Genomic DNA, 12,958 nt, shown 5'->3' with positions numbered 1-12,958 from the left:
CCGGAATCGGGATTCCCAGCGGGACAGATTTCTGATTCAAACTCCATGCTGGAGAACGGGGGCCAGCATGGATGACGCGACCCTATTCGGAAGACCTTCGCGAACGCGCTCTGGCGCGGGCTGACGCCGGCGAGACCGTCCGTTCGATTGCGGAAGCGCTTCAGATCAGTCCTTCCTGTGTGACGAAGTGGAAGAATCTGCGGCGGGAGACCGGAGGCGTTTCGCCCGGCAAGATCGGTGGTCACAAGAAGCCGGTTTTGTCCGGCGCTAATGCCGACTGGCTGCGCAAGCGCATTCGCTCGGGGCCATTCACCTTGCGGAAGCTGACACAGGAGCTGGCGGTGCGCGGGATCAAGACAGACGTCCGGGCGGTGTGGACGTTTGTGCACGCCGAAGGGCTGAGCTTCAAAAAAAACGATGCTGCCAGCCGAACAAGATCGTCCCGACGTCGCCCGTAAACGGACGCGCTGGAAGGCCCATCAGGGCAGGATCGACGCTTCGCGCCTGGTCTTTATCGACGAGACGTGGATCAAGACCAACATGGCACCGTTGCGCGGCTGGGGGCCGAGTGGGCAGCGTCTCCAGGCATCTGGCCCTTCGGACACTGGAAGACCATGACCTTCATCGCGGCATTGCGCCACGATCAGATCTGCGCGCCCTGGGTGATCGATGGCCCGATCAATGGTGAGCTCTTCACCCTCTATGTCGAACAGGTGTTGGCGCCCACTCTGACAAAGGGTGAGGTCGTGATCCTCGATAACCTCGGCAGTCACAAGGGAAAGCAGGCGCGCAACGCCGTCCGCGCCAAGGGAGCCCATCTGCTCTTTCTGCCGCCCTACAGTCCCGACCTCAATCCGATCGAGCAGGTCTTCGCCAAACTCAAACACCTGATCCGAGCCGCAGAGCCACGCGACGTCGAGGCAACCTGGCGAAAGGTCGGCGAACTCCTCGATCTCTTCTCCAACGAGGAGTGCGCCTATTATCTCAAAAATTCAGGATATGTTTCCGTATAAACGCGGCATGCTCTAAGCCTGCGCCGGTGAACCTGGGCGTCATCAAATTCCCGAGCTTCACAGAAAGAAAATGTCGCAAACAATTGCGAAGTAGCTCCGCGCCGCGCCGGCGTGGGATGGGATTTGGCGCGATCGTGATGGGTTCGGCGTGCGGGTTGGGAGCAGAGGCCTCGGGGCCTCGCGGCTAAAGAGCGCGTCGTAGTTAGACGACACCTATGCCTGCGATCAGATCCGTTCCGACATTCTCTTCGCTTCGAGGCCGTCTAATGGGCGTCAAATGGTTGAAACCTGCGGCACCCGGTGTGCCTGTGGTTGCCGCTCTTGCGCTCATGAGCGACATCCGTTGGCCCCTGCGCAACATCTCGAGGGTACGGGCGGTGAGCCGCAGTAAAGCTCGGGAAAGGCGAAGCCACTAGTTGTCGAATCTGCCGTTGCTAGCTGAGCCTGCCGGGTAGGTCATCGATTGCGTATTAACGTCGCTAGAGGTTGTAGAAGACAGGATACCGCGAGCGAACGCAAATTGTCAGCATACAAGCTCGACTTTGGCCTGGTAGCACGCGCGACACGGTCATGCCGGCAGCCGCGCGATAACGCGCAGCCATTTCCGCTGCGGTGGTTGTCCTGCGCGCCTTAGAAACAAACCTTGACCGCGATTTGTGTTGTCCGGCGCCGGAACGTCGCCGATCACCTCGAAGGCACCGCCGCTGATCGAGTCAGAGAACCCATGCGTTCCACGTCGCTTGAGCTTAGGAGAAGTTCGAGGCGCCAAGCCCCGCGACCTGCCGGTGAGCCGGTCGTCGATCACCAGGATGCCGTTTACCCGCATAGGTCACCAACAGGTTTTCCCAAGCGCTTTGTCGTTCTTTCGATATCGACGAGATTAAGGGACAGCCTGCTGCATTTCGTTGGAGGTCTGACTCGAACTCTTGAGCTGTTGCACGGCGACACCGGCCGGTACCAAGAATCAGGCAAATCTCCTATGCATCAGCGCGGACCGACGGCATCCAGCCACAACTTCATCGCGCTGATTGAGCGCCTGGTGTTCAAACTCCACAATTCCCGCTTTCGGACGTGACTTCGATTCCCGCTTGGAACGAACCTTCGTAGTTGAGCGCAGCGTATCCCCGTGAAAGACTGGCTTGGGGAAGGTGACATCGGCCATGCCTAGGTTAGCAACCGTTGTGCCTAGCGTGGTATCATGCACGGTCATACCGATCATGATTCCTAGTGTATAGAGGCTGTTGAAAACCCGTTCCCCAAATTCTGTTGAGGCTGCGAAATGAGCGTCAATGTGCAGCGGCTGCGGGTTCAGCGTCAAAAGGCAGAACAAGGTATTGTCCATCTCGGTGACCGTCCGACTGAGGGCGTGCCGGAATTCCCGACCGACCTCGAAATCCTCATAATATAGTCCGGCCATGAACTTTCCTTCTTCTGCGGCGCTGCCGTTTTGCGAAGAAAACGGGAATCGCACCACTCATTTGGAGATGATCCAGCGTTTTCAGCGAATCTGCTACCTCGTACTTCGCAATGTGATCCGCATCGGTAGCGAGTCCGCGCAGCATGTAGGTAGAAGCAGGCCGATAGCAATTCACTCGGAAAAATGAAGAGCCACCGAATCTCATGGCTTTGACTTCGATGGCGACATAAGCTCGGTCGAGCTCCAGAATGCCGCAGCGCTTCATCTGCCGTTTTCTATTTATCTACCGTCCGCGAGCGGCACATTAACTAGGCGCGCAGATGAGCGCACCTACCAGACGTCAGAGTGCTCGGTAAGTCGACTCAGTAACTTTGAGGGCAATCAAGTCCGACGCTCACATCTGGTCAGTCCGACATCTGTCATCATGGAAAACCGTCGCCCATTGCACGTGGACGGAAGGTGTCGAAGAGCAGGCCTGAGGCTGCTTTGCACTCCCTTTGGTTTACGACGTCGCGGAACCAGTCTTCGTCCATCGCTGAGCGGCCCGGCGAAGAGGTGATCGTGATGACGCGATGTACATTATTAGCGTACATTATCATACGGCCCGACCGGAGGGCATTGCATTCGGTAGTCCCGCAGAGCAGCAGTCGGCATAAACAGCCGAACGTAATGATGCCGATCCCTAAGGGAGGTTAGCGGACGTATGGCTTCTGTTACCCTATCCCGCAAGGTCGGCGCAACGAGTCGCTGTCTCGGGAATGAATCCGTTTGTTCGCGGGCGCGGGCAGTATGTCGCAACGCTACCGGAACGGTTACTGTGAAGCGCTGAAATGGCAGCTCCGATCCGGCTAGGTTTTTGGCCAAGAACAGCTGCGCTCGCGCTCTTGCGGCGTGAAAACTTGAGGCGAAGTGGGGAGATTCCCTGAAGATGCCGATTCCAGTATTGTCTCTACCAGACGAGCGGGAGGCGCTCGACGCGCAACGGACGTTTGGCTCGCAAAGGTGGTCGCCGGGCGCGGGCCCGGAGAGTTCGTCATTGCCGATACGGAGAACTCTGTGCGCTGCCAGCATAGATAGCTCTGGGCGAAGTCAGCCGGCTCCGGTATGGCAAGATAGATCTGCGGCCCGATGCGGCCCGGCGTGACGAGCGTGGAGCGATGTTAGGGCTAACGGCGAATCGCCTCTTATAACAATTCTTGATCGCTGGGCTGACAAGATGCCAAAAACAGCTGTTCAGCGTCTGATCCATATGAACTTAGCATGGGAAGTATCCATACATACCAACTCACCCCGGTGGGAACATGCTTTAAAACCTCTTTTGCAATGTGTTCTCGTGCCAAATCGAGAATGGCGCGTCTGCTAGGATAGTCGTGCACCCACACGCGGATATTGATGTCTTTGCAATTCAAGTCGAGAACACTCATGCGCTCGAACTCCAGCATGATGTGCTCCGGCGCACACTTAATGTTCTCAGAGCGGGTGAGCGCTTTGGCTGCAACGGCCGGAAGATTACCTCTTAATGCGCTAGTGGCCGTACTGGGAATTGTTTTTGGGTTGTATCTGATTTGAATAAGAGGCATGCCGGATCGCTCCTGTTCCAATCGAAAGGTGGTGCTGCTGATTCAATTCCTGTCGTGCCTCCGGTTGCGTGCGCAAACGCTCAAGTGCCAGCGCGCAATCAATGAACTGGGCGGCGGGACGAGGCTTATAATCGGCGGACGACTTCGAGCACTTTAGTGATCCCGTCCCGGCGGTACCAGACAACGCCTCGAAGCTTGGTGAGCTTTTATATGCGCGTCTGCATGCTTACGGGTAATTTCATGAAACCATCGGGGGGCAATCATGATCTCACCTGAGAGGGTATGGCTTTCCCGTCGTCTTGACTATTTGTTTCAAGGTGCTGTCGCAAAGCTGCTCTATGTCACGCAGCTCATGCTGCGCTGTGATGCGTAGCCGAATCCCCGCCGACCCGCGCCCAACGGCTGGGCAGAGCTTCACCAAGGTATAGAAGCCGCAATCGAGAAGCTCTCTTGCGATTGCGACCGCATTGGCTTCCGATCCAATGGTGATCGTTCTAGTCGGAAGCGAATTACCTTGCTCGGCGGTTGCGATACGACGGTCAAAGAGATCAATTCGTTGCGCCAATCGCCGCTGCCGCTGGCCAAGTTCTGCCGAGCAGTGAATTTTGCACGATCCAAGCGCCGCACCAACTGCGGCCAAATTGGGGGCCATCGAAAGCGCGTAGGGAATCGAGTTTCGTCGAAACAGCGCCTCGTGATCCGCCGCACCAAGCATCAACACGCCGCCCGATGCGCCGAAGCCCTTGGCGAGCGAGGCTGCTATGATGGTTCGGTCGCCGAGCGCTTGCGGAAACTGAGATCGAGCAAATCCTTCGCCTTGATGTCCGAAGATTGATATGCCGTGAGCGTCGTCGATATAGAGAAAGAGTCCGTAACGCTCCTGGAGCTGGCGCAGCTTCATAATTGGCGAACAGCCTCCCACAGAATAAACACCATCGCACACATAAGCGACTACCGGATATTCGCGGCACATGCGTTCTAGAGCGTCTATATCGTTATGCGCGATCGTTGCCATCCGCGTTCCCTCAGCCACTACCGGTTTTTGGTAAGCGAGCGAGATGTGTGCATATTGATCGAACACCACGACGGGTTTCTTGCCGCCTGTCAGTTGACCCGAAGCAAGAACGAGCATCGCACTCAGATTGGCGAGCATGCCACTGGAAAAGACACGAATTCGCGCGCGGAAAATCTCGGCGAGGAGTTCTTCAAGCTCCTCCAGAAGATCGAAGTTCAGTCGCGTTCGGCCCCGCGGCCAATGTAGCGAACGATGCGCCTCGATCGCTTCGATCGCACCGGCGACGATCGCCGGATGATTGTCGAGGCCCAGGTATGAGCTTCGCACAAAATCGATTACGTCCGAACGGCTGTCAGGCGGACCCTTGCCCCATGCGCGTCTGGTCGTGGAATGTCCATGGACGGTCATAAGACCAGGCTCTTGCCTACACCGGTATGACCTATCTTGGATCTCGCCGACGCTGTTCGGATACTGTTCACTCAGACGGCCAGCATCAGTGATCTGCTGTGGCATTCCATTTTCCATTCTGATTGCGAGAGACTTCGGGCCACCACTCAGTTATGTTCAACCATTGGAGTTTGCTAACATTAGGCCGAATTTGAGGTTCTTTACAAATCTGACGGTTGCTCAATCGGGCGCCAGTCCAAACGAACTAAATCACCGGCACTCTCGCTTTGACAGCTACCAAATTGGACAGGCCAAAGTCGTGTGCACACTTATCGCACTAGGGTGTGGCTGCAGTGTGGGCCTGTCCGGACGTAGCACGCCTTTGATCGCCGGTTTCCTCTCGATAATCTTCATACACTGCCCTTGAACCGAAGGCTTCGGCTTAAGCGGAAGCTTGCAAATGCCACGGTTGCAGCTGACTCCGGACTCGGCCGCGCAACCACGCGTTCCGTCTGAGGAACCTTTACGTGCGCAGAAATGCTGGGAGAGCACGAATGTCGGACAAGGTCGCTTACGAAGGCTTTATCTTCCGCGCGGCGTACCGCTGCGAAGTAGTCCTGTTCTCGCTCTGTCGCCGAAAGCGAGGCAATCGATCCTCGCTCGCCAGGTCACGACCCCGCGCCAACCAGACAGTAGTTTCTTGGGATGTCGGCTGGCGTGTCAACCCGGACAACCATCAACGTCGTCTCCTTATCCAGCGTTTCGAGCTGCTAGCAAGCGGACTTGCTCTCCAGAGCCGATGCAAGCGTCTAAACGCCCGAGATTATTGCAGAAGTCACTCCTAGAGTCGTTCGGGGCGTTCTGTGCCGCCGACCGTCTTGGCCGGCCCGTGCTTTATGTACTGCGGACCGCTTTCGGTTGAGTCTGATGGCGACCCTGCAAATCAACAGTTGAATGGATGATACGCTCGCAAGGCGTGATTCTATAAGGGCGAGTCAAATGACGGGCAGATTGAAAAGATGAGCGCTAACTTTCGGTGGGTGCTCCCCCAAAGAATCTTGCTATCATGCGCCTTTCGTCCGCGTTTGGGATGCGACAAAGGAGGTCATCGCACACGGATCGGCTCTCCCTGAGGGATGCCGCCGTCTTTTGGTCGGAGCGGCGGATCTTCTCTGATCGTAAACCGTAGCTCGGCCGCGCGTACGCGATACTGATCACCAGAACGGCCACATCATTCGAGAAGACCGCGGCGAAACGATTCAGTAATCGCTCAAGAACCTTGCAGTGGTTCGATGCCAAGCACAAAGCCCTTCTCAGGAATCAAGGGCAACATTCTTCACCAAAGTAGGTAGTGCCTCGATCCATCACTAATGGTGTACGATCATTTGGTAGTTTGCCGCACAGGCCGTGACGCAGCTCACGACCAGTTCGGCGGCAAGGAGTCGGAGGAGTACATGCCGCCTGATTTCTGCCACGAGATGTGGCGAGCGCTGACCCGCAAAGGTTCCGTCGAATTAGACTTGCTGAGTACTGTCGATAGCGCGCTCCAATCGATGGCCGGACCACAAGTTCATCGGATTCGGAGAGAGGCGGCGTCGGATGAACGGATGATCTGTGTTGGATTGTCTCAGCCCGTGCCAATCGCAATTGGGCGGGACCCGATATCTCCCATCACGAGATAGATCGCGGAGCATCACAATGGATCGCTCGATGGAAGTTTTATCGCATCTGCGGGTGGTCGAAATCGGGAGCTCGGCGGCAACTAGCTACTGCGCGCGCCTGTTTGCCGATTTCGGTGCCGATGTTCGGAAAATCGAACCGCCAGAAGGTGATGGCCTTCGACGGAGTCCCCCATTTACGTCCGCCGGTCAGAGCGCGTGGTTTGCATTTCTGAACTTCAACAAGTCCAGCATCATCATCGATCCCGGCGCTCCACAGGCGAGCACACGACTGACAGCATTAATCGAGGATTGCGACATTCTGATTGATGGCCGCGACGTCGATGCCGCAGATTGCCCTGACGTCGATTTGGCCTCGGTCCGTCAGCTCTATCCCAAGTTGATTTACCTCGAAACGAGCTGGTTTGGTCGACACGGGCCCTATGCAGGATTGACCGCAACCGACTCAACCGTTCGGGCACTCGCCGGCCTTATCAAGCTGGTTGGCCCGGTCGAGGGGCCGCCGGTGCACGCACCGGATTTCCAAACGGGCATCCTCGCTGGCCTGTGGGGCTTCATTGCCGCGGCTTCCTCGGTGCTTGCGCAAACGCAGGCCGGAGGAGGGCGGTCGTGGTCGCTCAGCATTTTCGAATCGAGCCTCGCTCTCAGCGAGTATCTCATGTCAGAGGCGTTTGCATGCGGCGACGTAATGCGCAGGATTGGCACTAATCGCTTTTGGCCAGGCTCACCGGTTGGCATTTATGAAGCCCGAAAGGGTTGGCTCGGCGTCACAGTGGTAACGCCGGGCCAATGGCGGGCATTCTGCGACATGCTCGATCTACCTGAATTGCGTGATGAACCAGTTTGGATACCGAGCGAAGATTGTCTGAAACGACTGGACCAGGTCGAACGAAGGTTTATACCGAAGTTGAAAGCGCGGACGGCACACGAGTGGTTCGCAGAGGGACGAAAACGCAGGATCCCGATCGTGCCAGTGTCCCAAATATCCGATCTGCTCCAGGAAAGGGAGAAGAAGGTGCCCGGCGCGATTGTGCCTGTTCTGCTTGGCGAAGAAGAGGGCCTGACAGTAGGCTCGGTGCAGCGGTTGACGTTGACGCCGCCGCGTCGGGGAGGAAAAGTTCCTGCCCTCGGCGAGCAGCAGAGCGTCAAGAATACGCGAAGAAAACTCACTGGCACTGCGTCTGCGTCATCCAGCTGCGTTGATGCCACCCGGCGGCCATTGCAGGGAATCCGGGTCATCGACTTCTCAATGGGTTGGGCAGGTCCATTGTGTACCCGCACACTGGCTGATCTTGGAGCGGACGTGATCAAGATCGAGGCAATCCAGTATCCTGACTGGTGGCGCGGTGTCGACCGAACGCCCGCCTATATCGATGCGCAGATGTACGAAAAGAGGGCGCGCTTCTGCTTCATGAACCGCAACAAGCGCGGCATCACACTCGATCTGTCGCGGCCGCAGGGCTGCACTCTTGCCAAACGGCTTGTAGCGGGAGCCGATATTGTCGTCGACAATTACTCGGTCGATGTGCTGCCGAAGCTTGGGCTTGGCTACGAGGTGCTCAGAACGGTTAACACTCGGCTCATTATGATGTCGATGTCAGCCTTTGGTACGGATAGCGCCTATCGCGATTGCCGTGCCTACGGCTCGACTCTTGAGCAGGGCTCGGGGTTGCCGAGCGTGATCGGAAGTTCCGGCGATCCACCCGTGATGAGCCACATTGCGTTCGGGGATGCTGTCGGCGGATTGAACGGCTGCGCTGCTGTTCTGGTGGCGCTTATTCACGCCCGCACCACCGGGCAAGGTCAGTTCATTGACTTAGCGCAGATCGAATGCATGATGCCGTTCGCGGCGCCATGGATCACTATCCACTCGACCGGCGGTATGCCGCCGCCAAGGTATGGCAGTCGACATCCGCAGTTTGTGCCGCATGGCTGCTTCCGGTGCGCGGGTGAAGACAACTGGATCGTGGTAACCGCGACGGACGAGGACATGTGGCAAAGGCTTGCCATGCTCCTTGGCCGGCCAGACTGGGCCGCGGACCCGTCTCTCAGATCTGAAGAAGCTCGCCGCGGCATCGAAGATGTCATCGAGAGAACGATCGAGGCGTGGACGCTCACTCGGGACGCCGATCAGGCCATGTCTGATTTACAAGCTGTAGGGATTGCAGCTGGCGTAGCCCGTCTCCCAATTGATCTGCTTAATGATCGGCACCTGCGATCGCGCGCGTTTCTGCAGGAAATCGAACGCGCTTTCATAGGGCGCCACCCGCAGCCATCATTGCCGATTCGCGAAGGTTCAGAGCCCTATCCAATCCGCACTGCGGCGCCAACGCTTGGGCAGCATAATCGAGAGATACTATCTGGACTTCTCGACCTATCTGATGCCGAGATAGCGCAATTGTCGAGAGAGGGCATCATTGGTACAACGATGCTTTCCGACGGGGAGCTCGTAACAACGAAGAAAGCCTCATCAGGTTGAAAATCGATGCTACGGTTTAGATTGGTGCCCTCGATGCGGGCGCGGACCACGGTGAGAATATCAACCTGGTGCCCCTAAGGGTGGAGCTGCCGATTTCCGCTCGCGGAGCGCCTTTTCGTTCATAAGCGACCAACCATTCCAGGTGTCTAAGGTGATCAGAATGCTTTCAATGCTCTCTGTTCTCCGATCGTCGTTGCTGGGGCCAGACATAAAGTGGAACGCCAAGCGTCACATTGGTCTGGTGACCCTTGCGGAATCTCGCAGAAACCTGGCGCTCCATTGACGATGATGGAATCGGTCGCCGCAGCGCACGTCTGCGTGAATCTTCAAGCAGCCTGGCCGAAGCGGATTGCTCTCGTGGTCCGGACGGCTTCAGACCTTCTCTGAAGGCGTACACACCAGGCACATTAGATCAACTGCGCGCTAACCGCTCATGTATGAAGCGTTGACCAAAATCTACAAGCTTTAGCAGGTTCGTTCTTTTCGATTCTGGGATATGCGAGAGGAGCCATTTCTTGGAACGGTCGCGCTACAACATAGGTCCTCGCCGAAGCTGGCGCACGTTCTGGTCGCCATGTTTACAGCGCGCGCAATCTGAGGGCGGCGAGTTGATTCATTCAGCCACTCAATTCCGGGGTAGATGACCATGGAGGTTGTATCTGGCGAGGGAAGCGACATTGGAGCTTTGGAAGCACTCGAATCAAATGTCCGCTCATACTCACGCATATTCCCGGCTGTTTTCAGTCAAGCTCGCGGTTCAATTATGTCGACGGACGGTGGTCGACAGATCATCGACTTCTTCTCCGGTGCGGGAGCGTTGAACTACGGCCACAATAATCACGAGATTAGAGGTGCTATCGTCGAGTATCTAGCTTCGGATGCCGTAGTCCATGGACTTGACATGGCAACGCCGGCGAAGCTCGAATTCTTGAAGACCTTCAGCTCTATCGTACTTGGGCAACGAGATTTGCAATACCGGATGCAATTCACAGGGCCGACTGGTGCTAATGCTATTGAGGCAGCTTTAAAGCTTTCCCGCAAGGTCACGGGACGCAAGAATGTCATTTCATTCACGCGTGGATATCACGGCATGAGTCTAGGGGCGATTGCCGCGAGCGCTAATCATTTCTATCGCTCTGGCAGCGGCGTTTCATTATCTGGCGCGACTTTCATGCCCTATGATGGTTATCTCGGACCGGAGGTCGATTCGGCTGACTATCTGCGGACCGTGCTGCTTGATAAGAGTAGTGGTATAGATTGCCCAGCAGCCATTCTCGTTGAAACTGTGCAGGGAGAAGGGGGAATAAATGTAGCTAGCAAGGAATGGTTGCGATCAATTCAGGCTGTAGCCAAGGATACGGGAGCCCTCTTCATAGTTGACGATATTCAGATGGGATGTGGTCGTACGGGAGAATTCTTTAGCTTCGAATTCGCAGCATTGTCGCCAGATATTGTCGTAATGTCGAAATCGCTGAGCGGATATGGTCTGCCATTATCAATGGTCTTGATCAAAGAGGGGCTGGACGCATGGCGGCCTGGAGAACACAATGGTACGTTTCGAGGCAATAACCTTGCTCTTGTATCTGCAACCGCAGCTATAAACATTTATTGGCGTAACGAGACGTTTTCGCTGCGGGTTCAGCGTATGGGCCAACTTATGCGGAGTCGGCTCGAGGCCATTGCATGCGAGCATGGACGCGGTTGTTCTGTTCGGGGACGCGGCATGGCGCTGGGGTTCGATTGCCAAAGCGCTGAAAAGGCGGAGGCGACAGCACGCAATGCCTTCGACAAGGGATTGATGATCGAGCGATGCGGGCCGGATGATCAAGTCGTAAAGTTCATGCCTGCACTCACGATCGACCATGAGGTACTCGAGCAAGGGCTCGAAATATTTGAGGAGTCGTTGGCCGAAACAGTGAGATAGGCTGTCGTTTAAGATCTGATTCAAGCTCTGAATTCGAGTAAGCATAGGGGCTCCCTCGGAGGATATCGGATGATCAGCCGGTCTAGCACTACTTTGGCAGATCGTTGATTTTGCCGTGCTTTATAGGATTCCCGAATCAATTTTTCAATGATTCATGGGTGGTCGGCTCTTGGAGGGCTGACCATGGCGGGATGGGAAGACGAACTCGAACGCTGGCTGATGCCGTTCTTGGACCGGCTGGGTCATAAGACTCGGCAGCGGATGTGTCCTCTGTACGTTGCGGGATTGATCGGTCCTGGCGATCGCAAGAGCGTTCAGCCTATGGCAGAGCGCCTTGCCACGGGCAACTACGACCAGCTGCACCATTTCATTGCGGACGGTGTCTGGGACGCGACGCCGCTGGAGACAGAGCTGCTCAATCAGGCGGACCGACTTGTCGGCGGCAGGGATGCGGTGCTGGTTATTGATGACACCTCGCTGCCGAAGAAGGGTGAACGCTCGGTTGGTGTTGCGGCTCAATACGCGTCGGCTCTCGGCAAAACGGCAAATTGCCAAACGCTGGTGTCTTTGACGCTTGCGCGCGGCGAAGTGCCGGTGATGGTCGCGTTACGTCTCTTTCTGCCTGACAGTTGGACAAGCGACGTGTCTCGTTTGAAGCGCGCTCGCGTGCCAGTCGAACACCGAACGCCACGGTCCAAGCCGGAAATTGCCTTGGCCGAGATTGACCGCGCGACGGCAGCCAACGTGCGCTTTGGATGTGTGCTGGCGGATGCAGGATACGGACTTAGCGCACCATTTCGACAAGGGCTAACAGAGCGCGGGCTGGCCTGGGCTGTCGGCATCCCTCGGCACCTGAAGGTGTATCCGGTCGATGTGAAGCTCGTTTGGCCGATTACCAAGGTCCGCGGGAAACCACGAAAGCACCACGTGCCCGATGTCTTATCGATTGCGGCAGAACAAATGCTGGCCAGCGCCAAATGGAAAGCCGTGAGCTGGCGCAGCGGGACGAAAGGTCGGCTGAAAGCCCGATTTGCTGCTCTCCGTGTCCGCACCGCCGACGGCCCTCCTCAGCGGATTTGGGATAAGGGTCAGCAGCATCTCCCGGGCGACGAAGCTTGGCTCATTGGCGAGCAACGTGCCTCAGGGGAGAAGAAATACTATCTTGCCAATCTCCCTGCGGCGACGGATCTGCGCACACTAGCTGCCACCATCAAGGCAAGATGGATTTGTGAGCAGGCGCATCAGCAGTTGAAGGAGGAGCTCGGACTTGATCACTTCGAGGGGCGATCATGGCAGGGTCTTCATCGCCACGCCCTGATGACAATGATTGCCTACGCCTTCCTGCAGCATCGTCGCCTCGCACACGCGGGGCGGAAAAAAAAGAATCAACGGACCTCCGCCTCAGCCAACCATGCCCGCCGTACGTCACGCCATCGTCGATCTCATCCTTCGGCCGCCGTCTCA

The 12,958-nt window shown here is 56.6% G+C and carries 7 protein-coding genes and 1 pseudogene; 4 read left to right on the top strand and 4 right to left on the bottom strand.

The features are described from left to right. The first annotated feature begins 71 nt into the window (after nucleotides 1–71). A pseudogene (locus tag AYJ54_RS46600) lies at nucleotides 72–1,013 on the top strand (IS630 family transposase). Between the two features lie 964 nt (nucleotides 1,014–1,977). On the opposite strand, the gene AYJ54_RS01850 reads toward AYJ54_RS46600, so the two are convergent. The 4 genes from AYJ54_RS01850 to AYJ54_RS01845 all read right to left on the bottom strand — a co-directional run bounded on the left by AYJ54_RS01850 (nucleotide 1,978) and on the right by AYJ54_RS01845 (nucleotide 5,538). Continuing rightward, nucleotides 1,978–2,430: a MaoC family dehydratase gene (locus AYJ54_RS01850; protein ID WP_063696175.1), complete on the bottom strand. Its 453-nt coding sequence runs from the start codon at nucleotides 2,428–2,430 to the stop codon at nucleotides 1,978–1,980. After that, a complete protein-coding gene (locus tag AYJ54_RS48795; RefSeq protein WP_136623368.1) occupies nucleotides 2,411–2,695 on the bottom strand; it encodes a hypothetical protein in 285 nt (94 codons plus the stop codon). The genes AYJ54_RS01850 and AYJ54_RS48795 overlap by 20 nt, the downstream gene beginning before the upstream one ends. 919 nt (nucleotides 2,696–3,614) lie before the next feature. Then, nucleotides 3,615–4,010 carry a hypothetical protein gene (locus AYJ54_RS48790; RefSeq protein WP_136623367.1) on the bottom strand — a complete coding sequence of 132 codons (396 nt, stop codon included), beginning with the start codon at nucleotides 4,008–4,010 and terminating at the stop codon, nucleotides 3,615–3,617. Nucleotides 4,011–4,278: 268 nt separating this feature from the next. Next, nucleotides 4,279–5,538, bottom strand: coding sequence for an aminotransferase class I/II-fold pyridoxal phosphate-dependent enzyme (locus tag AYJ54_RS01845; RefSeq protein WP_082905431.1), 1,260 nt, complete (start codon nucleotides 5,536–5,538; stop codon nucleotides 4,279–4,281). Between the two features lie 1,572 nt (nucleotides 5,539–7,110). Here AYJ54_RS01845 and AYJ54_RS01835 point away from each other — a divergent pair. The 3 genes from AYJ54_RS01835 to AYJ54_RS01825 form a co-directional block, all read left to right on the top strand. Continuing rightward, complete coding sequence (locus AYJ54_RS01835; protein WP_245328848.1) at nucleotides 7,111–9,570, top strand: CaiB/BaiF CoA transferase family protein; 2,460 nt, start codon at nucleotides 7,111–7,113, stop codon at nucleotides 9,568–9,570. 646 nt (nucleotides 9,571–10,216) lie between these two features. Next, the gene (gene ectB / locus AYJ54_RS01830) at nucleotides 10,217–11,494 is read left to right on the top strand and encodes a diaminobutyrate--2-oxoglutarate transaminase (RefSeq protein WP_430641382.1); all 1,278 of its coding nucleotides are present in this window, start codon (nucleotides 10,217–10,219) and stop codon (nucleotides 11,492–11,494) included. Nucleotides 11,495–11,641: 147 nt separating this feature from the next. Continuing rightward, nucleotides 11,642–12,958, top strand: a 1,317-nt coding sequence (locus AYJ54_RS01825) for an IS701 family transposase (protein ID WP_063696173.1), incomplete at its 3' end; no start/stop codon positions are given.

Origin of the sequence: Bradyrhizobium centrolobii (assembly GCF_001641635.1) — a bacterium.
Classification (GTDB): domain Bacteria; phylum Pseudomonadota; class Alphaproteobacteria; order Rhizobiales; family Xanthobacteraceae; genus Bradyrhizobium; species Bradyrhizobium centrolobii.
Note: the sequence above shows the minus strand (reverse complement) of the source record. Positions and strands in the feature narration are given on the sequence as shown.

Excerpts from the sequence above, each read along its gene's own strand:
- ectB (WP_430641382.1), top strand. The coding sequence starts at position 10,217 with ATGGAGGTTGTATCTGGCGAGGGAAGCGACATTGGAGCTTTGGAAGCA.
- AYJ54_RS01850 (WP_063696175.1), bottom strand. The coding sequence starts at position 2,430 with ATGGCCGGACTATATTATGAGGATTTCGAGGTCGGTCGGGAATTCCGG.
- AYJ54_RS48790 (WP_136623367.1), bottom strand. The coding sequence starts at position 4,010 with ATGCCTCTTATTCAAATCAGATACAACCCAAAAACAATTCCCAGTACG.
- AYJ54_RS48795 (WP_136623368.1), bottom strand. The coding sequence starts at position 2,695 with ATGAAGCGCTGCGGCATTCTGGAGCTCGACCGAGCTTATGTCGCCATC.
- AYJ54_RS01835 (WP_245328848.1), top strand. The coding sequence starts at position 7,111 with ATGGATCGCTCGATGGAAGTTTTATCGCATCTGCGGGTGGTCGAAATC.
- AYJ54_RS01845 (WP_082905431.1), bottom strand. The coding sequence starts at position 5,538 with ATGCCACAGCAGATCACTGATGCTGGCCGTCTGAGTGAACAGTATCCG.